Below are 26,318 nucleotides of genomic sequence, written 5' to 3' on the forward strand. Positions count from 1 at the left end.
AGACCGCGGACGTGGGGAGCTAGGGGCACGTGAGCGAACGCTGGGACGCCGCGCCGGACAACGAACCGGCGCGGCCCGTGCCCGCCGATCCCGAGCAGCCCGAAACGGCTGAAAACACGATCGGCACGGAAGACGTGCTGGACGCCGACCCCGCTCAGCCGGTGGCCACCGAGCCGCCGCTGGGCGGGAAACGCGCCAGGCCCTCGCCCTGGAACCGCAAACGGGATCGCGTGATCGCCGCGGCGATCGTGGTGGTCGTCGCGGTCACCGGTGTGATCATCGGCGTGAACAGCGACAACGCGGCGACGGTCGCGCAGGTCGCCACCACCCTGCCGCCCGGGCTCCCGCCGGCGCCGGCGCAGGTCCCCGGCTCGTTGAGCGAGCTGTGGCAGGCGCCGAGCTCGTCGACCCCCGTCCCGATCGGCGAGGCCAACAGCGTCGTCACCGCCGACAAGGGCGAAGTACTCGGCCGGGATCCGTACACCGGCGAAGTCCGCTGGCGCTACTCGCGCGATCTCGAACTGTGCACCGTCGCGCTCGCCGGGATCAAGGTGGACGCGGTGTACCGCAAGGACACCGGCTGCAGCGAGGTCACCCAGCTCGACGCGGGCACCGGGCGCCGCACCGCGCAACGCAACGGCGACGCCGAACTCGGGACGAGGCTGGTCGTCGACGGATCGCACGTCACCACGACCGGCAAGAAACTGCTGAACACCTGGCGCGACGACCTGGTCAAGAGCATGGAATACGGCCAGGTCCCCGCCATCGTGAACCCGAACAAGCAGCCGAGGACGGGCTGCACCTACGGCACGGTGGCCGCCGCGGCGGGCAAGATCGGCGTGATCGAGCGTTGCCCCGGCGACCCGGCCGACCGCTTCACCGTCTACCGCGCGACCAACGACGAGGCCGACGACCCGAAGGTCGACTACAGCACCGTGCTCGCCGGCAAGAACGCGAAGGTCGTCGCGATGTCCGGCGATCTCGCGCTGATCGTGCTGCCCGAACAGAAACTGCTGGTCATCTACGGCGGCGACGGCCTGCAGAAATCGGCGTACCCGCTCGACCTGCCCGAAGCGGAGATCACGCAGGATCCGGTGGGCGGTGTCATGACGACCTCGTGGACCGCGCAGGGCGTCTACTGGTTCACCGGCTCGAAGACCATGGCGTTCTCTCGGGACGACCTCACCCCGCGCTGGACGCTGAACAACTCGACCGGCCCGGGCGTGACCTTCGGGGAACAGCTGGTCGTGCCCATCCAGGGCGGGCTGGCCGTGCTCGACGAGACGACCGGCGCCACCATCCGCACCGTCGGCGTCGACAGGCGCGGCTACGCCGGGCCGGTGCAGCTCTCGTCGGTCGGGCCGGTGCTGCTGGAACAACGCGGCGCCACCCTGGTCGCCCTCAAGTGACCGGCGCGCGGTAGCAAAGGTCCCTTGCTACCGGCTCGCCGTCATCGCGTCGTCGAAGTCCTGCTGGTCCGCAGCCTGCTGACTTCCTTCCAGCACCACTTGCCGCCTTCGTTGGCGAGCGTGCCGGTGGCGGTGCCCGGTCGGCCGGCGATGCTCAGCGTGACGGCCACCGTGTACTTGGTTTCGGAGACCTTCGTGACCGCGCCGAGCGAGGCGTCCGACGCTTCGCTGACTCGCTCGATGACCTGGTCGATGTCCTTTTCCGCGGTGCCGCACTTGAGCGCCGTCAGCGCGCTCTGATCGTGGGCGTTGATGCCGTCGATGATCGCCTGCGCGGTCCCCTCGGGGCCGGACGCCTTTTCGGTGGCCTTGTCGTCGCCGAGGAAGAACCCGGGAGCGACGAACCCGGTGATACCCAACGTGACCACCACGACGGCCGCGGCGGCGATGCCCACGATCAGGCCGGTCTTGGTGTTCTTCGGAGGCGCGGGCGGCCCGCCGAAGCCCTGTCCGTACTGCTGCTGGCCGTAGCCGGGGTATTGCTGCTGCGGGTACGCGCCGCTCTGGTCGTAACCGCCCTGCTGGTATTGCGGCTGGCCCGGGTACTGCTGTTGCCCTGGGTACGGCTGGCCCGGCTGCTGTCCCGGGTACTGCTGCCCGCCTTGGCCGTGGTCGGGCTGTCCTGGCTGGGGTGGGTAGGTCATTTCAACGGTGCCCTTCGTCCTCGCTGCGGGGCAGCGTGTTCATCTACGACCTGCCCAGTGAGCCACAGTTTCGCAGGGGTGGAAGGGGTTTTCGCCCAAACTGGCACTTTCCTGCCGTGTTCAGCTCCACCAGAACAGGCTCAGCGCGGCCGTCACGCTCACCACGACACCGAGACCCGCGAAGCCCGCGACGCGGCCATTACGCGTGTCAGCGACCCGTTGTGCCAGCAAGGCGGCGACCGCCGCGACTGGATGACCGATCAGCATCAGCGCCCCTGGCCCTGGCGCACCGGTGAGCAGGCAGATCCCGGCGATCGCGAGGACGCACACCGCGAGCACGACCATCCCGGCGGCGAGCGATCCGGTCAGCCCTCGCCAGAACCGGCCGCTTCCGGGCGTCTCGGGCTCGTTCGCGGGCGGCGGGATGGTCGCGAGCTCTTCGGTGTCCGGTGACGACACGTCCTCGCCTGTCCAATCGTCGTGTCTCGGGAATCTAGGGCGCCAGCAGCTCCCACGGCTGAGCCGCGGGCCCGGCCTCCTGGCCCGCCGCGCAGCTGGGCCGGAAGTCGCACCATGAGCAGCGGCGGCCCGGGCGCGCCGGGAACAGGACGTCCTCGTCGCCGCCGGCGTCCAGGGTATCCGTTGCCAGCCGCAGATCTCCGGCGGTCTCGTCGGCGCGTTGGAGATGCCGTTCGAGGCTCTGCTCGGTGTGCTCGGCGGCCGCGACGGTCCCGGTGGGGACGTGGTGCAGCTCGACCTGGTAGCACGGCGTCCGCAGTGTCCTGGCGGCCGCGACCGCGTACAGCGCCAAGGCCTGCGACGAGCGCGCCTCGTACTCGTCCGGTTCACGGCGGCCGGTCTTGTAGTCGATGATCACCAATTCCCGGCCGCGCTGGTCGATCCGGTCGGCGCGGCCCTCGATGATGAGGCTGGGCCCGCTGCCCGGCTCGAGCGTGACCGGCGCCGAAACCCAGCGCTCCAGCCCGACCGGATCGACGGTGACGTCGTTGTGCTCGACGTACTCCGCGACCCAGCCCTTGGCCCTGGCGCGGTACCGGGCGGCCTGGTCGGCGTCTTCGAACCCGGCGTCCTTCCAGTGTTCGGCGACGAGCGCCATCGCCCGCTGTGGCACGCGTTTGACCACCGGGAGGTCGAACAACGCCCGCAAAGCGTTGTGCACCACCGCACCCAGCGTGCTGTGCGCCCACGCGCCGGTGCGTGCCGGGGACGGACGGTCCAGATACGACATGCGGTAGCGGCGCGGGCAATCTTCGAACGTCGCGAGGCGCGCGGGCGAGACCTTCGTCAGCTTGCGCGGCGCTTCGACGCCGAAGTCGAAACCAATCTGCTCCATCGGATCACCCCGCCCGCAACGCTACGCACCCCCACCGACACTTTTCGAGGGGATCCCCGCCGAAGGGAGCAAGGGACCTTTGCTACCACCTCGGGCCTCAGGCGAGCGTGGCGGTCCGTGAAGGTCGCCTTGAGGGACCCAGAGTCCGTGAGGGCCTCCTTCCCTACCCTCAAGGTAGTGAAGGAGGCCCTCACGGCACGCCTGCGAAGCCAGAAGACAGCAAGGGACCTTTGCTACCACCTGGCTCCACAAACCGAGGCCATGGGCTGAAAGGGCCCATCACCGCATCCGACGCGGCGAAGGGAGCTTTCGCCGCATGACATGCGGGGAAAGTCCCCTTCAGCCCACCGCAGCCCGGTCACGTGCCCGAGATGAAGCCCTTCACCGAGTTCGCCACCAGCTCGACCGCGATCGCGGCCAGCAGCAGACCGGCGATCTTCGCCAGCAGGGTGATCCCGCTTTCCTTGATCAGCCGGATGACCACACCCGAGTACCGCATGCACAGGTACAGCACGAAGTGCACCGTCACGATCGAAAGCGCGAGAGCCACGTACGCGCCGACGTGCCCATCGGCCTGCCGCACGAAGACGATGGTCGCGGCGATCGCGCCCGGGCCGGCGAGCAGCGGCGTCCCGAGCGGCACGAGGGCGACGTTGACGTCGTCACCGGCCGCCTCGGCCTCGCCGCCGGTCTTGCCGGTCAGCAGCTGCAGCGCGATGAGCAGCAGCAACAGCCCGCCCGCGCCCTGCAACGCCGGGATCCCGATGCCGAGGTACGACAGGATCGCCTGTCCCGCGACGGCGAACAGCGAGATCACCAGCAGGGACACCAGCACCGCCTGCCGCGCGGCCTTGGCGCGGAACGCCACCGACTTGCGGCCGGTCAGGCTCAGGAACACCGGCACCGTGCCGGGCGGGTCCATGATGACGATCAGCGTGATCGTCGCGCTCATGAACAGGCGCGCGTCGAAGAAGTCCGTGATCGTCACCGGGTCACGACCTGATAGCCGGTGGAACGCGCGACGAGTTCTTCGAGCGCGAGCGGATCGGTGGTCTCGTCGCCGAGGTCGATGGTCTTGTTCGTGCCGTGGTAGTCGCTCGACCCGGTGCGCACCAGCCCCAGCTCCCCCGCCAGGCCGTGCAGCCGGACGCGGGTCTCCTCGTCGTGGTTCGGGTGGTCGACCTCGACACCGGTGAGCCCGTGCTCGGCCAGTCCGGCGAGCACGTCCACGGTGATGGTCGCCCCGCGTGTGTAAGCGAAGGGATGCGCGATGACGGTGACCCCGCCCGCCGCCGCGATCATGTCGATCGCGTCCTCCACGAGCGTGTCCTGCCGCGCCACGAAGTAGCCGCTGCCGTTGCCGAGATAGCTCGCGAACGCCTCGTTCACCGACGAGACGACACCGGCACGCACCAAAGCCTGCGCGAGATGCGGCCGTCCGGCGGAACCGTCCTCGGGCAGCAGCGACATGACCTCGTCGGGATCCACGGGGAGACCGTCGGCGGCCATCCGCTCGGCCATCACCCGCAGCCGCCAGCGCCGCTCCGACCGCAGCCGGGTCTGCTCGGCGACGACCGCCGCCGACTCCGGGTCGAAGAGGTACGCGAGCAGGTGGACGCTGATGTGCCGCCCGGTCACCGGGTCGACGGAGATCGTGGACAGCTCGGCGCCGGGCACCAGGGTGAGCCCGGCCGGAAGTGCCTCGGCGGCCGGGGCCCAGCCGGCCGTGGTGTCGTGATCGGTGATCGCGACGACGTCGAGGCCCGCCTTCGCGGCGGCGGCGACCAGCCCGGCAGGGCTGTCGGTGCCGTCGGAGGCGGTGGAGTGGGCGTGCAGGTCGATGCGCATCGCCGCTCAGTATCGACGATGCTCCAGGTCACAGCGACCCCGGGACCTGCGCTAACCGACCTTCTTCTTGCCGCGGGCCGCACGCTGCGCCTTGATCATCGAAAAGCGCTCGGCCTGCTTCTGTTTGTCGCCGAAGACGAGCTCGGAAATCGTGTCGTAGAACTCTTCCGGCTTCGGCAGGTAGTCGATGCGGTTCAGCGCCTGGATCTGACCGGCGGACTCGACCACCATCGTCCCGTACCCCATCATCCGGCCCCACGCCGAACGTTCGTAGGTGAGGTCGGTGACCTTGGTGATCGGCATCATCAGCACCTTGGTGGTGTAGACGCCGGTCGTCATCACGAAGCGTTTGTCCGTGACGACCAATCGCTCGACCCACCACTCCATCACCACGTACGCGAAGCGCAGGATGACGAGCAACGCGGCATACCAGAGAATGTTCTGGATGACCCACGCGGCGGGCGGCAGCAGGTAGGACACGAGGACGCAGATGGCCAGCAAGGCCACCGCCTCGAAGGTGTCCCACAGGAGCACCGCCCAGTGACGGCGGATCCTGATGACCCGCCGCTCGGTGTCGAGGAGATACTCGTCTGGATCGCGTGGGGCGAACATACCGATAGAGTATCCGCTCCCCCGCTAGCTGAAGACGTTGCTGACGAAGGTGATCACCGATTCGGCCGAGTCACGCAGGAAGCCGATGATGTTTCCCACGAGGCCCGCGGCCTGACCTGGCTGCGCGATCACGAAGAACAGCACCAACGCGATTCCTGCGAAAGTGAGGAGCTTTTTCGCGTTCACAGCGATCAATCCTGTCTCTTACGGTGACTGACTGCGGATACTGACCATTCATTTTGTACCGCACCTTCCACCGGCGCGGGAGAGAAGTCCCGCGCTTGGGTCAGCCGGCAAGGGGAAGTGTACCGCACGGCTACTCTCCGTGTACAGGACAGCCATTGTCAGGAAGCCCGCGTCTACCATTCGGGAATGAACACCGTTTCGGACAGCACCGTCCGCTGTGTCGGCGGCATCGTCCACGACGAGCTCGGCCGGATTCTGCTGATCCGGCGCGCGAATGAACCCGGACGTGGACTGTGGTCGGTCCCCGGCGGGCGCGTCGAACCAGGCGAAACGGACGAAGCGGCCGTCATTCGCGAGATGTGCGAAGAGACCGGGCTGGACGTGATACCGGGCACACATGTCGGCAGCGTCCGCCGCGGCTCGTACGACATCCACGACTACGCCTGCAGAGTCACCGGCGGCACTCTCCGTGCCGGGGACGACGCCGACGACGCCCGGTGGATCGACGCCGAAACCTTGATCGAACTCGACAAAGGCGGCCGCTTGGCCGAACTCCTGTTCGTCACTCTCCGCGACTGGGGAGTGCTGCCGACCGGGTAGCCCGCCCGCTCGCGAAAGACACGGGGATAAAGCCGCGCGAGAGGTGAAAATTATCCTCGCCGATGCTTTCCCGTCATCTCCGAAGAGCGGAAACGCTAAACCGGCAGCCAGGTCATCCGCTGTCCGTGCGGAGCCGTTCTGGCCAGCGCCCGCACGTCCGGGACGCCGGAATCCCAGCGGACGAGCCCGAGCACGGCCTGGTCCACCGGTTCGGCCAGGTCGGTCCTGCCGGGCGCCAGCGGCTCCAGCGCGGCGGCGTAGAACTCCTCGCTGACCCACCACAGCGGCCGGTCCGCGGCGAGCTTGCGGAGCGCCTCGAGGAAGTCGGCCCGCCGCTCCCCCAGGTACGCCAGCACGTGGCTGGTCAGCACCACGAGCGGGACGTCGGCGGGCAGCGTGGCGGCCGCCGAGGCGAGATCGTCGACGGCGTCGCCGGCGATCAGCTCCGGCCGCTGCTTGCCCTGTGCCGCCGCGGCCGTGCGCAGGAGCCGGATCCGGTCCGGCTGGTCGGCCCAGACGCAGGCTTCGAGCCAGGCCAGTTCGTCTTCGTCGGCCAGGTCCACCGGGGCGCGGTCGAGGCCGGCGCGGGCGGTGATCGTCAGCTTCTTCGGCACCTTCGGCGTGACGGCGCCGGGCGCGAGGTCCAGGGCGCAGTGCAGGCCGACCGCGGTCTTCGCGGGCCCGGCGGTGAGCTGCTCGCCGCCGTCGCACTGGTAGCGGTAGGCGTACTTGTCCAGGCCGAGGAGCAGCCCCGCGCTGCAGCCGACTTCGAGCAACGCGATCTTGCCGCCGGCCTCCTTCGCCGCTGTCGTCATCGCCGGGTAGAGCAGCGCGGCACGGCGGACCTCGTTGGTCTGTGTGTACCGCGAGGAGATGATCGCGCGCGCCTTGTCCGCCCGTTCCAGCAGGAACGAGCGGAACAAGGGCCACGTCTCCGAGTCCACGCCGTCGAAACCGCCGACGGAGGGGTAGTACCGCGAGAGCGGGTGGATGGGATCGGCCTGGATGAGGCGGTGCGCGGTCGCCAGGAGCAGCGTTCCGCGTGCTTCACCGCCGCGGGCGCCGGTCAGCAGCCCGGCGACGTCGTCGTCCTCGGCCGCCTTCGCCGCCAGGTGCTCGTACAGCGGCGAAACGCCCGCCGCCTCGACCGTCGCGAACTTCCGCAGGCGGCTTTTGATCTCATCCAGCCCGATGGGCATCGACGCGCTCCCTCAATCCGTTCGTGACACCCGTCATTCGTGCGGCACGGGACGGCCGGGCTGTTCACCGCCCCTGGTGTCACCGTAAGACCGCTTCGGCACCATGACCTTGCGACGGAACACACAGACGATCGTGCCGTCCTGCTTGTAGCCACGGGTCTCGACGTAGACGACGCCCCGGTCGTCCTTCGACTTCGACGGCGTCTTGTCCAGCACCTCGGTCTCGCCGTAGATGGTGTCACCGTGGAAGGTCGGCTTCACGTGTTTCAGCGATTCGACCTCGAGGTTGGCGATCGCCTTGCCGGACACGTCCGGCACCGACATCCCCAGCAGCAGCGAGTAGATGTAGTTGCCGACCACGACGTTCTTGCCGAAGTCGGTGGTCTCCTCGGCGTAGTGCGCGTCGAGGTGCAGCGGATGGTGGTTCATGGTGATGAGGCAGAACAGGTGGTCGTCGTACTCGGTGACCGTTTTGCCCGGCCAGTGCTTGTAGACCGCACCGACCTCGAACTCTTCGTAATAGCGACCGAACTGCACCCATTCCTCCTGCACGAGTAACGCGGCGTGAGCCTGGAACGACAGGCCTTCGTGTTGAGGAGTACCCTCGACCATTGGTGTCAGGTCGTCAACGCGACCCGCACCACTGCGTAACCGTCCGCCGAGCCGAAGGAGGTGAGGAACCCGATGTCCAGTGGCGATAGTCCGCTTCCTAGTAGTCGCAGCGTTTCCGCCTTCACATCTCGCCGGATCCCCACCTGGCAGGGCTGACGAAACCGGGAACGCTGGCCTAGCCGAGCGGCCCCCCGACCGCTTGGCCCGTCGTCTTCGCGCACCAACGCACGACGTCTGCCCAGGAGATCCCATGCCTGCCATTCCCTCGCTCGGCGGCCTTCGCGGCCGGAGCAACGGCCGCGCCAAGAGCGTCCCCGAACGCCCGCTGCCCGTCCCCCTTTCGGCGTACGTCGTCGATTGCGCGGTGTACGTGGACGGAAAGCGCCTGCCCGGCCGCTGGACGCACGCCGAGGCCATCAAAGAGGTGCGCAAACGGCACGCCGGGTTCGTCTGGATCGGCCTGCACGAGCCCGACGCGGTCCAGATCCAGGGCATCGCGGACACCTTCGGCCTGCACGAGCTGGCCGTCGAAGACGCGCTCGAAGCACACCAGCGGCCCAAGCTGGAGCGCTACGACGACACGCTGTTCATGGTGCTGAAGACCGTCCGGTACGTCGAGCACGAGTCGCCCGCGACGGCGAACGAGATCGTCGAGACCGGCGAGCTGATGGCCTTCCTCGGCCGCGACTTCGTGATCACCGTGCGGCACGGGAACCACTCGGGGCTCGCCAGGCTGCGCCGCGAGCTCGACCAGGATCCGGAGCGGCTCGACCTCGGGCCGTCCGCGGTGCTGCACGCGATCGCGGACCACGTCGTCGACCACTACCTCGACGTCACCACCGCGATCGAGTCGGACATCGACGAGATGGAGACGCACGTCTTCGCGCCGCGCTCCAAGGTGAGCGCCGAGCAGATCTACTTCATGAAGCGCGAGGTGCTGGAACTGCGCCGCGCGGTCATGCCGCTCGGCACCCCGCTGCAGCGGCTCGCCGAGGGCTACACGCGGCTGATCCCGGACGAGGTCCGTTCCTACTTCCGCGACGTCTCCGACCACTTGACGACCGTTTCGGAGCGCGTCTCGAACTTCGACGAGCTGCTGACCACCTTGGTCGACGCCACACTGGCGAAGATCACGCTCCAGCAGAACACCGACATGCGCAAGATCACCGCGTGGGCGGCGATCATCGCGGTCCCGACGGCGCTCGCCGGCATCTACGGGATGAACTTCGACTACATGCCGGAGCTGCATTGGCGGTTCGGCTACCCCGTGGCGATGACGGTCATCTTCGGCGTCTGCATCCTGCTCTACCGAATATTCAGGAAGAACCGCTGGCTCTGACCTCTTCCCGCTTTCGGTAGTACCTGGAGTTCCCCATGCCAAGGATCCTGACCAACCTCAAGTTCTGGGCGCTGGCCTTCTGCCTCGTCTGGCTGGGCATCGTGATCGCGATCATCGCCAAGGACCCCGCCTTCGCGCACGGCACCAAGTAACGCCTCCGGGCTTACCCTGGAGCGCATGAAAGCGCTGGTGGTCGCGGACGAGGTCGAAGAGCGGCTGTGGACGTCCGCCGTCCGCAACCACCCGGCCGACCTCGTGATCGGCGCAGGCGACCTGCCGTACGACTATCTCGAGTTCCTGGCGAGCGCGCTCGACGTGCCGTGCGTGTTCGTGCCCGGCAACCACGACCCCGACCTGTCCGGCTACACGCGCTACGGCGGACTGTCCATGAAGGACGGTTTCCCCACGGCGTGGCCGGGGCCGGCGGGCGGGGTTAACGCGGACGTCCGGATCGTCGACGTCGGCGGGCTCCGGTTCGCCGGGCTCGGCGGCTCGGTCCGCTACAACGACGGCCCCAACCAGTGGACGCAACGCCAGCAGGCGCGGCGTGCCCGGAGGCTGGTGCGCCGGGCCCGGTTCCGTCGCTGGCGGGACGGGCGGGACGTCGATGTCCTGCTCACGCACGCGCCGCCGCGGCACTGCGGCGACCGCGAGGATCCGCCGCACCGCGGGTTCGACTGTCTGCATCGCACGATCGAGTCGCTGCGGCCGAAGTGGTTGCTGCACGGGCATATCCACCCGCACGGTGAACCCGTGCCGGACCGGGTGGTCGGCGGGACCACGGTACGCAACGTGGTCGGGCACCGGATCATGGAGTTCGTATGAAGGACACCGGATTTCCCCGTGCGGACGCGGAACACGACTTCCTCCGCGCGCGACGACGCCAGGTGTTGTCACGGCTGGCGAACTGGCTGCGCCGCGAGCCGGACGACGTGAACATCATGCTGCCGTTCCACGAGGTGGTCGACGCGCTCGGCTATCTCGGCGAGCGGAAGATCGGGGCACGGGTGATCCGGCTCGACTCGATCGTCGGCAGCGTCGACCGCGGCCGCGACTTCGACCGTCGCTTCCGCCCGACGTCCGGGCGGGTGCGCGAACGCTGGGAACGGCTGGCGCTCGCCACCCGGCGCGGCGAAGCGATCCCGCCGATCGAGGTGTACCGCGTCGGCGAACTGCATTTCATCATCGACGGGCACCATCGCGTCTCCGTGGCGCACGCGATGCGACTGTCCACAATAGAGGCGATGGTCACCGAGGTGCGGACCAAACTGGACCCGAGCGGGATCCGGTACCGCGGCGACCTGATCGTCAAGGACTACCGGCGGCTGTTCCTGGAACGCGTCCCGCTTTCGGGGCACGCGCGGGCTTCGGTGGTGTTCACCGATCCGTGGGACTACGCGCGGCTCGGCGAGCACGTGGAGGCCTGGGGTTTCCGGCTCATGCAGGACGAAGGGACGTACTCGGACCGAGCGACGCTCGCGCAGCGATGGTTCGACGAGGAGTTCGTGCCGGTGGTGGCGATGCTGCGGCAGGCCGACCTGATCGGCGCGCGGACCGACGCCGAGGCGTATCTGTGGGTGGCTTGCGAACGGTACCGGCTGATCCGGACGCACCGATGGGACGACGAGGTCTTCGAAGCGGTGCGGTCGCAGTCGCGGCCCACCTAGGTACAGGAAGGCCCCCTTCCTGTACCTAGACGCAAGGAAGGGGGCCTTCATGTACTTGGCTACATGTGCACGGCGACCGGTGCGGCATCCGAAGAAGCGCCTTCGGGAGCCTTCGCCGGAGCACCGGACCGCAGAAGCAGCCCGCAGATCACCGCACCGATGACGAAGATCCACCCGCCCCACACGAAAGCGGTCGTGTAACTGTGGACGGCGGCTTCGGCCGCGAGTTGCGCCGAAGGCACCTTCCCGGCCGTGAACGACGTCGCCGCGTTACCGGCAAGCGTGCTCAGCAGCGCGGTCCCGATCGAACCGCCGACCTGCTGCGCGGTGTTGACCGCGGCCGACGCGACACCCGCGTCGTGCGTGTCGACGCCGAAGGTCGCGACGCTCATCGCGGGCGCCATGGCGAGGCCGATGCCGACGCCCATGACCATCAGCGGGAACAGCACCCCACCCGCGTAGGTACTGGTGGTGTCGATGGCCGAGAGCCAGAACAGCCCCGCACCCGCGATCAGCATTCCCAGTGACACCAACGGTTTCGCACCGAACTTGGGCAGCAGCACGGCCGTGGCCGAGGTCGCGCTGGCCATCAGGGTGGCCACCATCGGCAGGAACGCGACACCGCTCTGCACGGGCGTGAACTGGAGATTCAGCTGGATGTAGAAGGTGAGGAACAGGAAAATCGAGAACATCCCGATCGCGAGCAGGAACATCGCGAGGTAGGAGCCGCCCCGGTCGCGGTCGAGCAGCACCCGCAGCGGCAGCAGCGGATGCGAGACCCGCTGCTGGATCACCACGAACGCGGCGAGGAGCACCACACCGACGGTGAGGAAACCCCACACCGAGATCGAGGACCATGAGTCACGCTCGGCGTTCGCGAAGCCGTAGACGAGCGCGAAGAGACCGGCCGACGCGGTGATCGTGCCCGGGATGTCGAGCTTCGGGCGCGGGCCGTCGGTCTCGGAGTTCTTCAGCAGCACGGCCGAACCGGCGAACGCGATCACCGCGAAGATGATGTTGACGTACATCGACCAGCGCCAGTCGAGGTACTCGGTCAGCACGCCTCCAAGCAGCAGGCCGATCGCCGCGCCGCCACCACCGATGGCGCCGAACACGCCGAACGCCTTGCCGCGTTCCTTCGGGTCGGTGAAGGTCGTGGTCAGCAGCGAGAGGGCCGCCGGGGCGAGAAGCGCGCCGAAGACACCCTGCGCGGCGCGGGCGACGAGCAGCATTTCGATGCTGGTGGCGGCGCCACCGATCGCGGACACGATGGCGAAGCCGGCCAGCCCCACGAGGAACGCGCGTTTGCGGCCGAAGAGGTCCGCGAGCCGCCCGCCCAGCAGGAGCAGGCTGCCGAACGCGAGCGCGTACGCGGTGACGACCCATTGGCGGGCGTCGTTCGAGAACTGAAGGTCCTGCTGCGCCGACGGGAGCGCGATGTTCACGACGGTGGCGTCGAGCACCACCATCAGCTGGGCGAGCCCGATCATCACCAGGATCAGCCATCTCCTGGCGTGGTGCGGGTTGGTGTGCTGCGCGGCCGCGTCCCCCGGCGGCGTGACGACAGCGGTGGATGAGTCAGACATACGGGCGGTTTCCTCACCGATAGTGACGAAGAAGCTATGTGGAGTAGGTATCTCCCCTTTCCGCGCCCAAGGTACACAAGAAGTGGAGAAGTGTCCTCTACTTCGTTTGTTAAGCTGGACGAATGGCTCGGGACCTCGCTCCCGCCGCACCGGCGCGGCCGCTGCGGCGCGACGCTGAACTCAATCGGCAACGCATCATCGCGGCGGCACGCGATGTCTTCGGCGAGCGCGGGCTCGAAGCGACGCTCGACGACGTCGCGCATCACGCCGGCGTCGGCGTCGGCACCGTCTACCGCCGCTTTCCCAGCAAGGAACACCTGGTCGAGGCGATGTTCGTCGACCAGTTCGAGACGATCCGCGAGTTCGCCGAAGAAGCGCTTCGCGCCGAAGACCCGTGGGAAGGCTTCGCGGACTTCACCTGGCGCGCGGCCGAACTGCACGCCGGTGACCGCGGGTTACGGGAAGTCATGCTGTCGAACGTCTTCGGCCAGGAGCGCGTCGCCGAGGCGAAATCGCGCATGGTGCCGTTGATCACACAGCTCGTCGAACGCGCTCAGGCGGCGGGCGTCCTGCGCGCGGATATCGTGCCCACGGACATGCCGCTGCTGCACCAGATGATCGGCTCCGTCATCGAGTTCACGCACGGTATCCAGCCGGACCTGTGGCGCCGGTGCCTCGCGATGCTGCTGGACGGCCTGCGCGCCGAACCCGGCCGCGCCACCCCGCTGCCGCATCCGCCGCTGGACTTCGAGGCACTGGAAGAAGTCATGTGCTCCTTCCGGCTGCCCAAGCTGCGCTGCTGACCCCGCGTTTCGTCCTCTGAATGGCGGCGCTTCGCGTGCTCGGAGCCGCAACACGCGTGCTTACGGCCGTAACTCGCGTGCTTGAGGACGTAACTCACGTGTCCAGACGGACGCCACGCGCCGAACCCGGCGTCACGCGAGTTACGCCTCCAAGCACGCGAGTTACGTCCCTGAGCACGTGAGTTACGCCTTCGGGTACGCGCCCTGGAGCGGGGCCCATGCGTTTAGTCCTCTGGATGCGGTCCTTGCGCGTGCAACTACCGCATTCAGAGGACGAAATGCGTCAGGGGAGCTTCGGGAACACGGCGGCGGCGACCTCGCGGGCCGCCGCGCAGGTGGCATCCTCCGCCGCCCCGTCGACACCGACGACGGAAAGCGCCGCCTGCTCGACCCGGTCCGGGGTGCCCGGGATCGGCCGGTGCGTGGTCACCTGGCAGAACGCGCCGGAAGTGGCGACCTCGACCTGCCGCCCGCCCAGCGCCTCCGTCGCGCCCGGCGTGGTGTCCGCGCCGACGGACAGCGAGAAGCTGACCTTGCCGCGGATGCAGTTGTGCCCGGACAGCGCCGGGGCCGGTTTGGTCTCCGCTCCGGCGGCGGCGTCGAGTTCGTGCTGGTCGAGCAGCGCGCACGGGGCGACGCGGCCCCACGAGCGCTGGTCCAGGTTCAGCCGCCCGACCTTGCGCGCGGCGATCACCCCGGCCGCGCTGCCCACGGTCGCGTCGGCGGTCCGGCAGCGGTCGGCCTGGTCGGCCGGGGCCTTGTCGTCGGAGGTGACTGTGATGGACAGCCGGATCCCGTCGGCGAAGGTCAGCAGCCGCGTGCAGGCGGTGTCCTCGTTGAACGTCGACTGCTGGACGCTGATGCCTTCCGGCAGCGGCCCGGCGTATTCGTACGGCTGATTGTTCGGATCCTGCCCGGAAGTGATCGGGCCGGTGGTCACGGTGTAGCGATTGGCGCCTTCGACGAATTCAAGGCGGCAGAACTCGAATGAGGTCAGCGGCGGTTTGACCGCGTTTCCGCCGCCGATCACTTTCCGCTGGTCGACGAGGCTGCAGTAATCGAGCGACGAGTATTCGCCGAGCGCCTCGGAAGCGGTCAAGGCCTCGTCGCCCGCCGTGGTCGGCGGAGGCGTCGCCGCCGGTTCCGGCGTGGCACAGGCCGCGGCGAGGAACAGGCCGCAGAGTACTGCGCTCAGTCTCTTCGGGGGCACCGGAGCAGTATCGTCAAAAGATCCGGAAACACCACCCCCTACGGGCGAACAACACAGGGCTCGCCACGTTTTCCCAGGTGGGTGCTTTACCTCGATTTCACGCCCTTAGGGGTGCGTTTCGTTCCGCGGTGGGATGCGGCCGGGCCGCCGCGCGACGAAAATGGGTTTCACACACAGTGATGACAGAGAGGGAAGACCCGTGACGAACCCCGTAGCCGCCCGCCTGACCCGCCCGCGCCAGGGCCGCATGATCGGCGGCGTCTGCGCCGGTCTCGCCAAACGCTTCGGCACCACGCCGGGCAAGGTCCGCCTGCTCGCCGTGCTGTCCTGCCTGCTGCCCGGCCCGCAGTTCATCGTCTATCTCGTGCTGTGGCTCGCCCTGCCCGAGAGCGAGTACTGATCAGGCGTTGGGATCGAAGGGGATGCCCGCCGGTTTGGCCTTCCCCAGGTTGTATTCGAACGAGCCGTCCTTGATCGCCAGGCTCGCGCTGCCGAAGTCGGCGCGGACGAGCGTGTCGCGGATACCGGGCGGGAATCCGTCCCAGCTGACGAGATCCGGGTACTGCCAGGCGTTGTAGTGGTTCTCCGGCGGCTCGGTCGCGCTCGCGATGCGGAAGCAGTGGGTGCTCGCGCCGTCCTTGTGATAGACGATCTTCGGATGGGTCCCCTCCCAGGAGACCTTCGAGCGGTCGTAAGTCGAGTAGTTGCCGTGCGCCGACGTCGAGACGTACCGGGCTTGGCCCTCGTTGACCCAGACGACGACGTGTTCGATGTCGTGCCGGTGCCCGCAGCAGTCGATACCCGGGACGGCTTGGTCCTTCTCGAAGTACAGGTCGTAGAGGTGGGCGCACCAGCCGTTGTTGCACTTCGACCGCGCGTAGGAGTTGGTGTTGTCGAGGTCCGACCGGTCGCGGCATTGACCGTTGAGGGCTCCGGAGTTCTTGAGCCCGGTGGCCACCGCGCCGGTGGGCGAGATCGCGGGGGTCGGGTAGCAGCCGTCGGTGTCGTAGTCGAAGGCGGGCTGCCAGGTGCGGTCGGCCTCGGTCGCGTTCGAGGGCAACGCTTGCGGGGGTTCGGCCCAGGCGACGGCCGGGGCGAGCGTGGTGAGGAGGACCGCTCCGACGAGGCCCTGCAGGAGACGGCGGGTCAGCTTCTTCGGCAAGGCAGTCGCCCTTCTCTCGGTACCGGCAGGATTCCCGATCACCTCAGGTGACGTAAACCGCCGAAGGTGGGGAAGCGCGTGAAGGCCCCTTCCTTCGGCTGAGCCGAGGGAAGGGGGCCTTCACGTCGATGCCTAGTCGGTGTAGGTCAGGTTCTTGCCGCTGGCCCCGTCGAACAACTTGATCTTGTCCGCGTCGAACCACAGCTCGACGTTCTGGTTCTCCGCCGCGGAAGAGGCCGCCGAGAGGCGGGCCACGATCTGCGACTCGGAGCCGGGGACGTCCGAGGAACCGCTGTCGGCGGCGAGATCCGCGAGGTCGGACGACGACGCGGCCTCACCTTCGACCGAGAAGTGCGCGAACTTCTCCGAACCCATCGACTCGAGGACGTCGACGTGGGCGGTGAACGTCGCACCCTGGCGGGCGGCGGCGTCCACCAGCGCGGCGTCCTCGAAATGCTCCGGCCGGATACCGACGATGACCTCGCGAGGCGCGTCGGCGGCTTCGACCAGCTGCCGCACCCGGTCGGTGAGCGGGATGTCGCCCAGCGCGCTGCGGGCCGTCCCGTTCTCCAGCGTGGCAGGCACGAAGTTCATCGACGGGCTGCCGATGAATCCGGCCACGAACAGGTTCGCCGGGTTGTCGTAGAGGAACTGCGGCGACCCGATCTGCTGCACGTAGCCTGCCCGGAGCACGACGACCCGGTCGCCGAGGGTCATCGCCTCGGTCTGGTCGTGCGTGACGTAGAGCGTCGTCGTGCCCAGCTGTTTCTGGATCTTCGACACCGAGGTCCGCATCTGGCCGCGGAGCTTGGCGTCCAAGTTGGACAGTGGCTCGTCCATCAGGAACGCCTTGGGGTTGCGGACGATCGCGCGCCCCATCGCGACGCGCTGCCGCTGACCACCGGAGAGGTTCGCCGGCTTGCGGTCGAGATGCCCGGTCAGATCGAGGATCTGCGCCGCCTCCTCGACCTTGGCCCGCACCGTCCGGTCGTCGACCTTGGCCAGCCGCAACGGGAACGCCATGTTCTCCCGCACGCTCATATGCGGGTACAGCGCGTACGACTGGAACACCATCGCGATGTCCCGGTCCTTCGGCGCCTTCTCGTTGACGCGCTGTCCGTCGATGCGCAGCTCGCCGGAGGAGATGTCCTCCAGGCCCGCGACCATGTTCAGGGTCGTGGACTTCCCGCAGCCGGACGGGCCGACCAGGATGATGAACTCACCGTCGGCGATCGTGATGTCCACTTCGGACACCGCGAGGGCGCCGTCGGGGTACTTCTTGGACACTTTTTCGAGAACGATTTCAGCCATGGGTCAGCCCTTCACCGCACCGGACGTCAGCCCCGCCACGATGCGACGCTGGAAGAACAACACGAACAGGATGATCGGGACGGTGATCACCACGGCGGCCGCGGAGATCGTCCCGGTCGGGTCTTCGAACTGCGAGGACCCGGTGAAGAACGACAACGCCGCCGGGACCGTGCGCGAGGCCTCCGTGGAGGTCAGCGAGATCGCGAACAGGAAGTCGTTCCAGCAGAAGATGAACACCAGGATCGCGGTGGTGAACACCCCCGGCGCCGCCAGGGGCGCGATCACCTTCCGGAACGCCTGCGCCGGTGTCGCGCCGTCCATCTTCGCCGCCTTTTCCAGCTCCCACGGGATTTCCCGGAAGAACGCGGACAGCGTGTAGATCGACAGCGGCAGCGCGAACGTGATGTAGGGCAGGATCAGCCCCGGCCAGGTGTCGAACAACCCCAGCTCACGTTCGATGTTGAACAGCGGCGTCACCAGCGAGACCTGCGGGAACATCGCGATCAGCAGCGACATCCCGACCAGCACCTGCTTGCCGGGGAAGTCCAGCCGCGCGATCGCGTACGCCGCCATAGTGCCGAGGACGACCGCGATCACCGTCGCGATGATCGCGATCCCGATCGAGTTCACCAGCGCCCTGATGAACTCCGTGGTCTCGAAGATGTCCGCGTAGTTCTGCCACGTCCACTCCGACGGGATGAAGTTCCCGTCGTCCAAGGTCTCCTTGGTCTTGAACGACAGCGAGACCACCCAGAGCACCGGGAACAGCGCGAACACCAGGACCAGGATGTCGACGAGGCCCCATTTGAGTTTGCGGCCGGGCGTGACCGCTCCACCGATGGCCATCAGCGCTTACCCCCATTGTCACTGCCGGGTGCGGCCGTGCCGAACACCTTGATGAAGATGAACGCGATGATCGCCACCGTGATGAAGATCAGCACCGCCATCGTCGACCCGATCCCGAGGTTCAACCCCTTGACCAGGTTGTTGTAGGTCTGCATCGACACCGACGACGTGTCCTGCGCGCCGTTGGTGAGCACGAAGATGTTGTCGAAGATGCGGAACGCGTCCAATGTGCGGAACAGCAGCGCCACCAGGATCGCCGGCTTCATCACCGGCAGCATCACCTTCGTGAACCGCTGCCACGCCGTCGCACCGTCCATCGACGCCGCCTTCAGCAGGTCGTCCGGCACCAGGGCCAGCCCCGCCATCAGCAGCAGCGCCATGAACGGCGTCGTCTTCCACACCTCGGCCAGCACGATGATCGCCAGCGAAGGCCAGTATTCGGTCAGCGGCGCGCTGTCCGGGAAGAACAGGTTGGCCAGGTAACCCGTGTCCGGCGTCCAGGCGTAGTACCAGGAGAACGCGGCGACCACGGTCACGATGCCGTACGGGATCAGGGCGACCGTCCGCACGAGGCCCCGGCCGACCAGCGTCCGGTGCATGATCAGCGCCAGGCCCATGCCGAGGACGAACTCGATCACCACCGAAACGATGGTCAGCCCCATCGTCGTCCCGAACGCCGTCCACCAGTAGCCGTTGGACAGCACCGCGATGTAGTTGTCGAGGCCGACGAACTCCTGCTGCGCCGGGAACCTGAGGTCGTAGCGCTGCAGGGAGAGCCAGATCGAGTAGATGATCGGATACCCGGTGACCGCGATCATCACGATCGCCGCCGGGGCGCACAGCCACAGCCCGAGCCTGCGCTCGGCCTTCTTTCCTTCACTGAGAACGGGTTTCGCCTTCTTGCCCGGTTTGCTCGCGGCCGCCGGACCGGCGGTCTCCTGCACGGTCACGGGATCACCCCCTTCGACTGGAGCGCGTCGGCGAGCTGTTCCTTCAGCTTCTCCGCCGTTTTCTGCGGATCGATTTCGGAAGGCGGGGAAAGCACCTTCGACAACACCGTCGAAGCGTTCTGGTACGCCGGGGTCAGCGGGCGGACCGCCGCGTCCTTGAGCGCGTCCAGGATCGTCTCCCGCATCGGGTACTTCGTTTCCATGCTCGGGTTGTCGTCGCTCTGCGGCGCCGTCGCGTCGAGCGGCAGCGTGTCCGTGTAGAGCGATTCGATCGTCGGCGGGACGCCGTCCTTGAGCGCGGAGAACTTCTGGTTCTTCGCGCTGCGCAGGCACAGCGCGACCTCGGTGGCCTCGGCCTTGTGCTTCGAGGTCGAGCTGACCGCCAGGTTGTAGCCACCGATCGTGGTCTTGGCGGGCTTACCCGCTTCGAACTGCGGATAGGTGGTCCACTTGAAATGCTTCAGTTCGTCCTTCTTCTCCTTGGCGTAGGAGGCGTAGACGAACGGCCAGTTCAACTCGAAGGCGGCGTTGCCGCGCTGGAAGGACTGACGGACCTCGTCCTCCTTCGAGTTGGTCAGCGACGGGTCGGTGATCCCGGCCGTGGTGACCTTCTTGAGCATCTCCAGCGCCTTGACCGCGCCCGCGTCCATCACGACCGATTTACCGTCGTCGGAAAGGATCTTGCCGCCCGCGGACTCGACGAGCGTGTTGTAGATGACGACGAGGCCTTCGTACTGCGCGCCGGTGAACACGACGTTCGCCGGTTTGCCCTGCGCCTTGAGCGCCTGCGCCTGCTGGATCATCTCGTCCCAGGTCTTCGGCGGCGCCGGGGTCAGCCTGTCGTCGTACCAGAGCAACTGGACGTTGGTGTTCTTGGTCGCCGCGTAGAGTTTTCCGTTCCACGTGGCGGTTTCGAGCGGTCCTGGCAGGACACCTTCGGTCGCCTCTGCCTTGGCCTCGCCCGTCCATTCGTCGATCCAGCCCGCCTCGGCGAACTCCGAGACCCACGTGACGTCCAGCCCCAGTACGTCGAGCGAATCGTCCCCGGCGGCCAGGCGGCGCACCATCTGTTCCCGCTGGCCGTCGGCCGGTCGCGGGAGCTTGTTGTAGACGACCTCGTACCGCCCGCCCGAGGCCTTGGTGCAATCGTCCACAACGGACTGGAAATTGTCTTCGGGCGCGTAGTAGACGTTGATCTTCAGCCCGGCATCCGAACCGCAGCCCGCCAGCAGGCCGACCGTCAGCGCTGTCGCGCCGAGTAGCGAGCCGGTGCGGCCTGGTGAGCGGCCCCTCCGGCTCGCGCTCATCCTCTTCCCCATGAGGCCTCCTCACCCGCGCACGCCTGGGGAACGGCGGCACTAGGACGCGTTGAAGAAGCCCGCGCGCCAGCACCCCGACGTGCTAGTGCTCGGGCGGACACGCTGGAGTACATGACCGCCCGACTGGTGTTGTGCAACCTATTCCGGGCGATCACCGCCCGCAAGCAGTATCGGTAACGATTCAGCGGACTGCACGACGAACAGGTGAACGAGTACCGCCGAATGTCAGTGGCCCGCCCCGGGTCAGCCGGTCGGGCGGCCGCCCAACGCCAGCTGGGCGAGCAGCTCACGGCCCTGTTCGGCCGAACGCGGCTGGCACAACACGTCGTAGCGGCCGGCGACCAATTGGCTCGCGGAGGAGAAGTCACGGCGGGACATGCTGTAGCTGATCGCCGCGAAGACCGTCCACGCCAGGATGCCGAGCACGAGCCCGCCGATCATGGGCTGCCAGGCGAAACCCTGGTTGTTGAACATACCCAGCAGCAGCCCGATGATCAGGCCGAACCACGCGCCGGACACCGCGCCGGTGCCCAGCACCCGGCCCCAGCTCAGCCTGCCGACGACGCGCTCGACGAGCATCAGGTCGACACCGACGATGGTCACGTCGGAGACCCCGAACTCCTTCTCCGCCAGGAAGCCGACGGCTTGCTGGGCTTCGCCGTACGTCGCGTAGGAACCGATCGGCCAGCCGGTAGGCGGGGTCGGCAGCCTGGGCAGCCCGCCCGCGGCCCGGCCGCTTCCGCCAAAGGGAGCACTCACGTAATCACCTCTCGCCCGTCCTGCTCCATCTTCTCAAGGACGGGCGAAAGGCGCGAATGTGAGCTGAAGGACGCCTTCACCGCATAGTTCCAGGCTGGGCGCGCAGCGTCTCCGTTGAGGGTGGCGGCGGGGCATGGATGGAGCGGCGAAGGACGCTTTCACCGCATGAGACGCGGTGAAAGCGTCCTTCAGCTCCTTCAGGAGCGGGACTTGTATTCGCGGAGCAGGCCGCGGCTGATGATGGTCTTCTGGATCTCGCTGGTGCCTTCGCCGATGAGCAGGAACGGCGCCTCGCGCATGAGGCGCTCGATCTCGTACTCCTTGGAGTAGCCGTAGCCGCCGTGGATGCGGAACGAGTCCTGGGTGACCTCGGCGCAGTACTCGCTCGCGATCAGCTTCGCCATGCCGGCCTCGACGTCGTTGCGGGCGCCGGAGTCCTTGAGGCGGGCGGCGTTGACCATCATCAGGTGCGCGGCCTCGACCTTGGTGGCCATCTCGGCGAGCTTGAACGCGATCGCCTGGTGCTCGGCGATGGCCTTGCCGAAGGTCTTGCGCTGCTGGGCGTACTCCACCGCGAGCTCGAACGCGCGGATCGCGATGCCGCAGGCGCGGGCGGCGACGTTGACGCGGCCGACCTCGACACCGTCCATCATGTACGCGAAGCCCTTGCCGGGCGCTTCGCCGAGGACCTTGTCGGCGCCGATCTTGTAGCCGTCGAACACCGCTTCGGTGGTGTCGACGCCCTTGTAGCCCATCTTGTCAATCTTGCCGGGGATGGTGAGGCCGGGCGCAACCTCGCCGAAGCCCTCGGGCTTCTCGACCAGGAACGTGGTGAGGTTCTGGTGGGCCTTCTCCGCGCCTTCGTCGGTCTTGACGAGCAGCGCGATCAGGTTGGAGCTGCCGCCGTTGGTCAGCCACATCTTCGAACCGTCGATGACGTAACCGTCGTCGGTCTTGCGGGCGCGGGTCTTGATCGCGGCGACGTCGGAGCCGAGATCCGGTTCGGACATCGAGAACGAGCCGCGGACCTCGCCGGTCGCCATGCGCGGCAGGAAGTGCTGCTTCTGCTCCGGCGTCCCGTGCTGCTTGATCATGTGCGCCACGATGAAGTGCGTGTTGATGACACCGGAGACGCTCATCCAGCCGCGTGCGATCTCCTCGACCACGAGCGCGTAGGTCAGCAGCGATTCGCCGAGGCCGCCGTACTCCTCCGGGATGGTGAGCCCGAACAGGCCCATCTCCTTCATCCCCTCGACGATGTCGGCGGGATAGGTGTCGGAGTGCTCCAGCTCCTGCGCGCGCGGGATGACCTCCTTGTCCACGAACTGGCGGACCGTGGCCAGGATTTCGGACTGCACGTCGGTCAAACCGGCGGTCTGGGCGAGGCGAGCCATCGCTGCTCCTAAATTCGCGCGCACCGGGCTCCCGGCGCTGGGTTACCGGTGAGTATGCCGCCTGAGGTGGGACCTCGCTATGAGCGCAGTCACGCGTACGCCATCCGTGACCGTGGCACTACAGTGACAAGCCGATCACAGTCCGAGGGGGACGAAACATGGCTCAGCAGCCCTTTGGTGGATTCCCGCCGCAACAGCAGTACGCCTTTCCGAACCAGGCCCCGGCGCGAAGCAAGGATTCCGGTCTCGCCACGGCCGCCCTGATCTTTTCACTCTTCGGGCTGATCGGGCTGGTGTCCGTGATCCCCGGGATCGTCCTGGGCCACGTCGCCTTCGCGAAGGCGCGGCGCGGCGAAGTGGGCGGCAAGGGTATGGCGCTCGCCGCGTTCGTCGTCGGCTATCTGATGATCGTCCTATACGCCATCGCGATTCCGGTCCTGCTCAACGTCGCCGCGAAACACGGCGCTTTCCGGTAGCGATACGGTCCTCGTCGACGAGGGGACCCCGCATGACGAATCCGCACGACCCGTACGGGCAGCAGCCGTCCGGGCAGTTCGAGCAGCCCTACGGACTCCAGCCGTATCAACCGCCGCCGCAGCAGTACTACGTCCAGCAGACCTATGTGCGGCCACCGGATCAGGGCATGGCGGTGGCGTCACTGGTGTGCTCGCTGATCGGGCTGGTCATGTGCTTCCCGGCGATCCTGGGGATCATCTTCGGGCACATCGCGCTCTCGAAGGCCAAACGCGGTGAAGCCGGCGGCCAGGGCATGGCGCAGGCGGGCATGATCATCGGATACGTCGTCACCGCGCTGTGGCTGATCCCGGTCATCCTGTGGTTCGTTTTCGTGGTGCTCGCGATCGGTGCCGCGGGCGTCTCGTGACCCGTTCGGACGATACGGTGGTGTCCCGCACGAACCAGGGGGCCACCGGATGAGCAGTTCCGACTCGCAGGACACACCGTCGACGTCGTCCTACACCGACTCGAACACCTTCTCGGACCCGACTTCGGCGTCCGAGACCGTGTCGAGCCCGCAGCCCTTTCAGCCGCCGGAGCCCTTCACCCCGCCGCCGCCGTTCGTGCCGCCCGCTCCGTTCGAGGCGCCTTCGGCCTCCGCGCCCGACCCGGAACCGGTTCCCGAGCCGACCCCTGTCCCGGTCGAGACGTATGGGCAGGCCATCGATCCGCTGACCGCCGAGCCGGTTCCGCCGCCCTACGCGACTCCGGAAATTTCGGCTCCTCTTCCGGTGTACACGCCGGTACCGCTCCCGGCCGCGTACCCGGCGCCGCAGCCGTATAACCCGTACGCGATGGCGGCACCGCCGCGATCGCAGGACAACGGGATGGCGATCGCCGGGCTGGTGTGCTCGCTCGTCGGGATCTGCTCGTGCGTGACCGTGATCGTCGGGCTGATCCTCGGGCATATCGGGCTGGCGAAGGCGAACCGCGGCGAGGCGGGCGGACGCGGCATCGCGCTCGCGGCGGTGATCATCGCGTACGTCGTCATCGCGCTGTACGTCGGATTCTTCGGGACTTTGATCATTCTCGGGGTGAACGGCGAGCTCGACTAGCGCTCACGAGACTTGACCCACGTCGCCCGGTTCCCTCGGCGCCGGCGCCACTTGACCGTTGGCCGCCGCGTCCTCCGCGGGTGCCTCCTTCTTCGGCGTGTTCGCGTCGAGGAAGCGCAACAGCTCCACCGGGAACGGCAGGACCAGTGTCGAGTTCTTCTCCGCCGAGACCTGCACGACCGTCTCCAGCAGCCGCAACTGCAGCGCCGCCGGGGTGTCGGCCATCGTCGCGGCGGCCTGTGAGAGCTTGTGCGACGCCTGGAGTTCGCCGTCGGCCGAGATGACCCGCGCCCGCCGTTCGCGTTCGGCTTCGGCCTGGCGCGACATCGAGCGCTTCATCGACTCCGGCAGTGCGACGTCCTTGATCTCGACCCGGTCGATGTGGATGCCCCAGTCCAGCGCCGGGCTGTCGATCATCAGCTCCAGGCCCTCGTTCAGCCGTTCACGGTTGGACAGCAGGTCGTCCAGGTCGCTCTTGCCGATGATGGATCGCAGCGAGGTCTGCGCGACCTGGCCGACGGCCGAGCGGTAATCCTGGACGTTGACCGCGGCCAGTACCGGGTCGATCACCTTGAAGTACACGACCGCGTCCACCCGGACGGTGACGTTGTCGCGGGTGATGCCGTCCTGTGCGGGGATCGGCATCGTGACGATCTGCATGTTGACCTTCTGCAGTCTGTCCGCGATCGGCACCAGCAGCGCGAGCCCCGGCTCCCGGATGGCCGGGCGCACCCGCCCGAACCGGAACACGAGGCCGCGTTCGTACTGTTTCACCACGCGAAGGCTGGCCGCGAGCCAAGCTCCGCCCGCGACGGCGACCGCACTGAGAATCTCCACCACCATGGCTGCTCCCGGGGTTGTTCTCGCTGTTCACGGTACGCCCGGCGAGTCACGGGGGAAACACGGTGGACAAGCCTGCCAAGGTGGGTTCGTGACCGGTTTCAAGATCCCGCCCAAGTTCCTCGACCGCGCCGCCGAACTCGGCCCCGGAGCCGCCGAGTGGCTCGATTCCCTCCCGTTCCTCGCCGAGAAGTACACCGCCAAGTGGCAGCTCGAATACGACGGCGAGGCCATGCACGGTTTCGTCGGTGTCGCGCAGCCCGTGCGCCGCGCGGACGGCTCCCCCGCGATCCTCAAGCTCGGCTGGCCGCACGAGGAGTCGGACGACGAACCGCTCGCACTGTCCACTTGGGCCGGTCGCGGCGCGGTCCTGATGTACGACAACGTGCCGGAGGACGGCGTGCTGCTCCTTGAGCGGCTCGACGCCACCCGGTCGCTGGAAACCGAGCCGATCCAGGAGGCCGTCGAGACCGTCGGCGCGCTGGCGCGGCGGCTGGCCGTTCCCGCTCCCGAGGCGCTGCGGCGATCTCTTCGGGAAGAGGCCGCAGAGCTGGTCACCGAACTCCCGGAGACCTGGAGCGAACTGGGCGAACCGTTCGGCCGCGAGTACATCGACGCGGCGGTGGAGATCTGCGTGAACCTCGGCCCGGAAGCCGGTGAGCTGATGGTGAACGAGGATCTGCATTTCGAGAACGTCCTCGCCGGGGCACGCGACCCGTGGCTGGTGATCGACCCGAAGCCGCTTTCGGGTGATCTGGAGTTCGGCGCGATCTCGATCCTCTGGAACCGGGCGAATGAGTCCACAATGGACGAAAAGATCAAGTGGTTCACCGCGGCCGCCGGGATGGACGCCGAACGCACGCGGGCTTGGACGCTCGTGCGCGCGGTGCAGAACTGGACCTGGCTGTACGAAGACCTCGCCGAGGGCGCCTCGCCCGAGACCATCGCCGAAGACCCGGCCTACGCCGCCGTCCCCGAAATCGCCGCGTGGGCATTGCGGTGATCACACGAATCGTCGCGGGCCCCAGGAGCGGATA

Annotated in this window: 30 protein-coding genes; 11 read left to right on the plus strand and 19 right to left on the minus strand. The window is 67.6% G+C overall.

Annotation, left to right across the window (positions count from 1 at the left end):
- Positions 1 to 29 precede the first annotated feature (29 nt).
- A complete protein-coding gene (locus tag MJQ72_RS36020; protein ID WP_240595508.1) occupies positions 30 to 1,409 on the plus strand; it encodes a hypothetical protein in 1,380 nt (459 codons plus the stop codon).
- Between the two features lie 41 nt (positions 1,410 to 1,450).
- Here the strand turns inward: MJQ72_RS36020 and MJQ72_RS36025 are convergent, their stop codons facing one another.
- The 7 genes from MJQ72_RS36025 to MJQ72_RS36055 form a co-directional block, all read right to left on the minus strand.
- Positions 1,451 to 2,113, minus strand: a complete 663-nt coding sequence (locus MJQ72_RS36025; protein WP_240595509.1) for a hypothetical protein — start codon at positions 2,111 to 2,113, stop codon at positions 1,451 to 1,453.
- Between the two features lie 120 nt (positions 2,114 to 2,233).
- Complete coding sequence (locus MJQ72_RS36030) at positions 2,234 to 2,572, minus strand: hypothetical protein (protein WP_240595510.1); 339 nt, start codon at positions 2,570 to 2,572, stop codon at positions 2,234 to 2,236.
- A gap of 34 nt (positions 2,573 to 2,606) precedes the next feature.
- Entirely contained in the window at positions 2,607 to 3,467 is an 861-nt protein-coding gene (locus MJQ72_RS36035) for a PD-(D/E)XK nuclease family protein (RefSeq protein WP_240595511.1), read from the minus strand.
- Between the two features lie 358 nt (positions 3,468 to 3,825).
- Complete coding sequence (locus MJQ72_RS36040) at positions 3,826 to 4,455, minus strand: MarC family protein (RefSeq protein ID WP_016331481.1); 630 nt, start codon at positions 4,453 to 4,455, stop codon at positions 3,826 to 3,828.
- Positions 4,452 to 5,315, minus strand: coding sequence for a PHP domain-containing protein (locus tag MJQ72_RS36045; RefSeq protein WP_240595512.1), 864 nt, complete (start codon positions 5,313 to 5,315; stop codon positions 4,452 to 4,454). The genes MJQ72_RS36040 and MJQ72_RS36045 overlap by 4 nt, the downstream gene beginning before the upstream one ends.
- Before the next feature lie 51 nt (positions 5,316 to 5,366).
- Positions 5,367 to 5,927, minus strand: a complete 561-nt coding sequence (locus MJQ72_RS36050; protein ID WP_016331479.1) for a PH domain-containing protein — start codon at positions 5,925 to 5,927, stop codon at positions 5,367 to 5,369.
- A 24-nt stretch (positions 5,928 to 5,951) separates the two neighbouring features.
- The gene (locus MJQ72_RS36055; RefSeq protein ID WP_005167589.1) at positions 5,952 to 6,113 is read right to left on the minus strand and encodes a hypothetical protein; all 162 of its coding nucleotides are present in this window, start codon (positions 6,111 to 6,113) and stop codon (positions 5,952 to 5,954) included.
- A 186-nt stretch (positions 6,114 to 6,299) separates the two neighbouring features.
- Here MJQ72_RS36055 and MJQ72_RS36060 point away from each other — a divergent pair, with 186 nt between their 5' ends.
- Positions 6,300 to 6,713 carry an NUDIX hydrolase gene (locus tag MJQ72_RS36060; protein ID WP_240595513.1) on the plus strand — a complete coding sequence of 138 codons (414 nt, stop codon included), beginning with the start codon at positions 6,300 to 6,302 and terminating at the stop codon, positions 6,711 to 6,713.
- A 95-nt stretch (positions 6,714 to 6,808) separates the two neighbouring features.
- On the opposite strand, the gene MJQ72_RS36065 is transcribed toward MJQ72_RS36060, so the two are convergent.
- Positions 6,809 to 7,912 carry a DUF2332 domain-containing protein gene (locus MJQ72_RS36065; RefSeq protein WP_240595514.1) on the minus strand — a complete coding sequence of 368 codons (1,104 nt, stop codon included), beginning with the start codon at positions 7,910 to 7,912 and terminating at the stop codon, positions 6,809 to 6,811.
- A 33-nt stretch (positions 7,913 to 7,945) separates the two neighbouring features.
- Positions 7,946 to 8,524, minus strand: coding sequence for a MaoC family dehydratase (locus MJQ72_RS36070; protein ID WP_016331476.1), 579 nt, complete (start codon positions 8,522 to 8,524; stop codon positions 7,946 to 7,948).
- Positions 8,525 to 8,774: 250 nt separating this feature from the next.
- Here MJQ72_RS36070 and corA point away from each other — a divergent pair, with 250 nt between their 5' ends.
- The 3 genes from corA to MJQ72_RS36085 all read left to right on the plus strand — a co-directional run bounded on the left by corA (position 8,775) and on the right by MJQ72_RS36085 (position 11,530).
- On the plus strand, positions 8,775 to 9,863 hold the full coding sequence (gene corA, locus MJQ72_RS36075) for a magnesium/cobalt transporter CorA (RefSeq protein WP_240595515.1): 1,089 nt from the start codon (positions 8,775 to 8,777) through the stop codon (positions 9,861 to 9,863).
- Positions 9,864 to 10,040: 177 nt separating this feature from the next.
- Positions 10,041 to 10,688 (plus strand): metallophosphoesterase, encoded by a 648-nt coding sequence (locus MJQ72_RS36080; RefSeq protein WP_240595516.1) that lies wholly within the window; start codon positions 10,041 to 10,043, stop codon positions 10,686 to 10,688.
- Complete coding sequence (locus MJQ72_RS36085) at positions 10,685 to 11,530, plus strand: chromosome partitioning protein ParB (RefSeq protein ID WP_240595517.1); 846 nt, start codon at positions 10,685 to 10,687, stop codon at positions 11,528 to 11,530. Before MJQ72_RS36080 ends, MJQ72_RS36085 begins: the two co-directional genes overlap by 4 nt.
- A gap of 59 nt (positions 11,531 to 11,589) precedes the next feature.
- Here MJQ72_RS36085 and MJQ72_RS36090 read toward each other — a convergent pair whose 3' ends face one another.
- The gene (locus tag MJQ72_RS36090; RefSeq protein ID WP_240595518.1) at positions 11,590 to 13,116 is read right to left on the minus strand and encodes an MFS transporter; all 1,527 of its coding nucleotides are present in this window, start codon (positions 13,114 to 13,116) and stop codon (positions 11,590 to 11,592) included.
- A gap of 122 nt (positions 13,117 to 13,238) precedes the next feature.
- Here MJQ72_RS36090 and MJQ72_RS36095 point away from each other — a divergent pair, with 122 nt between their 5' ends.
- Positions 13,239 to 13,919 (plus strand): TetR/AcrR family transcriptional regulator, encoded by a 681-nt coding sequence (locus tag MJQ72_RS36095; RefSeq protein ID WP_240595519.1) that lies wholly within the window; start codon positions 13,239 to 13,241, stop codon positions 13,917 to 13,919.
- 283 nt (positions 13,920 to 14,202) lie between these two features.
- On the opposite strand, the gene MJQ72_RS36100 is transcribed toward MJQ72_RS36095, so the two are convergent.
- Entirely contained in the window at positions 14,203 to 15,129 is a 927-nt protein-coding gene (locus MJQ72_RS36100; protein ID WP_240595520.1) for a hypothetical protein, read from the minus strand.
- Positions 15,130 to 15,289: 160 nt separating this feature from the next.
- Here MJQ72_RS36100 and MJQ72_RS36105 point away from each other — a divergent pair, with 160 nt between their 5' ends.
- Entirely contained in the window at positions 15,290 to 15,529 is a 240-nt protein-coding gene (locus MJQ72_RS36105) for a PspC domain-containing protein (RefSeq protein WP_396426902.1), read from the plus strand.
- Here MJQ72_RS36105 and MJQ72_RS36110 read toward each other — a convergent pair whose 3' ends face one another.
- The 7 genes from MJQ72_RS36110 to MJQ72_RS36140 all read right to left on the minus strand — a co-directional run bounded on the left by MJQ72_RS36110 (position 15,530) and on the right by MJQ72_RS36140 (position 22,870).
- Positions 15,530 to 16,291 carry an NPP1 family protein gene (locus MJQ72_RS36110; RefSeq protein ID WP_240595521.1) on the minus strand — a complete coding sequence of 254 codons (762 nt, stop codon included), beginning with the start codon at positions 16,289 to 16,291 and terminating at the stop codon, positions 15,530 to 15,532.
- A 132-nt stretch (positions 16,292 to 16,423) separates the two neighbouring features.
- A complete protein-coding gene (locus MJQ72_RS36115; protein WP_240595522.1) occupies positions 16,424 to 17,602 on the minus strand; it encodes an ABC transporter ATP-binding protein in 1,179 nt (392 codons plus the stop codon).
- Between the two features lie 3 nt (positions 17,603 to 17,605).
- The gene (locus MJQ72_RS36120) at positions 17,606 to 18,448 is read right to left on the minus strand and encodes a carbohydrate ABC transporter permease (RefSeq protein WP_126736347.1); all 843 of its coding nucleotides are present in this window, start codon (positions 18,446 to 18,448) and stop codon (positions 17,606 to 17,608) included.
- A complete protein-coding gene (locus tag MJQ72_RS36125) occupies positions 18,448 to 19,398 on the minus strand; it encodes a carbohydrate ABC transporter permease (RefSeq protein WP_240595523.1) in 951 nt (316 codons plus the stop codon). The genes MJQ72_RS36120 and MJQ72_RS36125 overlap by 1 nt, the downstream gene beginning before the upstream one ends.
- Positions 19,395 to 20,717, minus strand: a complete 1,323-nt coding sequence (locus tag MJQ72_RS36130; RefSeq protein ID WP_240595524.1) for an ABC transporter substrate-binding protein — start codon at positions 20,715 to 20,717, stop codon at positions 19,395 to 19,397. Before MJQ72_RS36130 ends, MJQ72_RS36125 begins: the two co-directional genes overlap by 4 nt.
- A gap of 243 nt (positions 20,718 to 20,960) precedes the next feature.
- Complete coding sequence (locus tag MJQ72_RS36135; protein WP_016331463.1) at positions 20,961 to 21,476, minus strand: general stress protein; 516 nt, start codon at positions 21,474 to 21,476, stop codon at positions 20,961 to 20,963.
- A gap of 197 nt (positions 21,477 to 21,673) precedes the next feature.
- Entirely contained in the window at positions 21,674 to 22,870 is a 1,197-nt protein-coding gene (locus tag MJQ72_RS36140; protein ID WP_240595525.1) for an acyl-CoA dehydrogenase family protein, read from the minus strand.
- A 158-nt stretch (positions 22,871 to 23,028) separates the two neighbouring features.
- Between MJQ72_RS36140 and MJQ72_RS36145 the strand changes: the two genes are divergently transcribed.
- The 3 genes from MJQ72_RS36145 to MJQ72_RS36155 are packed head-to-tail and all read left to right on the plus strand — an operon-like array spanning position 23,029 to position 24,441.
- Complete coding sequence (locus MJQ72_RS36145; protein ID WP_240595526.1) at positions 23,029 to 23,346, plus strand: DUF4190 domain-containing protein; 318 nt, start codon at positions 23,029 to 23,031, stop codon at positions 23,344 to 23,346.
- 32 nt (positions 23,347 to 23,378) lie between these two features.
- Positions 23,379 to 23,753 (plus strand): DUF4190 domain-containing protein, encoded by a 375-nt coding sequence (locus tag MJQ72_RS36150; RefSeq protein ID WP_240595527.1) that lies wholly within the window; start codon positions 23,379 to 23,381, stop codon positions 23,751 to 23,753.
- 49 nt (positions 23,754 to 23,802) lie between these two features.
- Positions 23,803 to 24,441, plus strand: coding sequence for a DUF4190 domain-containing protein (locus MJQ72_RS36155; RefSeq protein WP_240595528.1), 639 nt, complete (start codon positions 23,803 to 23,805; stop codon positions 24,439 to 24,441).
- Between the two features lie 3 nt (positions 24,442 to 24,444).
- Here the strand turns inward: MJQ72_RS36155 and MJQ72_RS36160 are convergent, their stop codons facing one another.
- The gene (locus MJQ72_RS36160) at positions 24,445 to 25,284 is read right to left on the minus strand and encodes a slipin family protein (RefSeq protein WP_240595529.1); all 840 of its coding nucleotides are present in this window, start codon (positions 25,282 to 25,284) and stop codon (positions 24,445 to 24,447) included.
- A gap of 88 nt (positions 25,285 to 25,372) precedes the next feature.
- Between MJQ72_RS36160 and MJQ72_RS36165 the strand changes: the two genes are divergently transcribed.
- Complete coding sequence (locus MJQ72_RS36165) at positions 25,373 to 26,284, plus strand: aminoglycoside phosphotransferase family protein (RefSeq protein ID WP_240595530.1); 912 nt, start codon at positions 25,373 to 25,375, stop codon at positions 26,282 to 26,284.
- Positions 26,285 to 26,318 lie beyond the last annotated feature (34 nt).

The sequence above is a fragment of the Amycolatopsis sp. EV170708-02-1 genome, assembly GCF_022479115.1.
In the GTDB taxonomy this organism is placed as follows: Bacteria; Actinomycetota; Actinomycetes; order Mycobacteriales; family Pseudonocardiaceae; genus Amycolatopsis.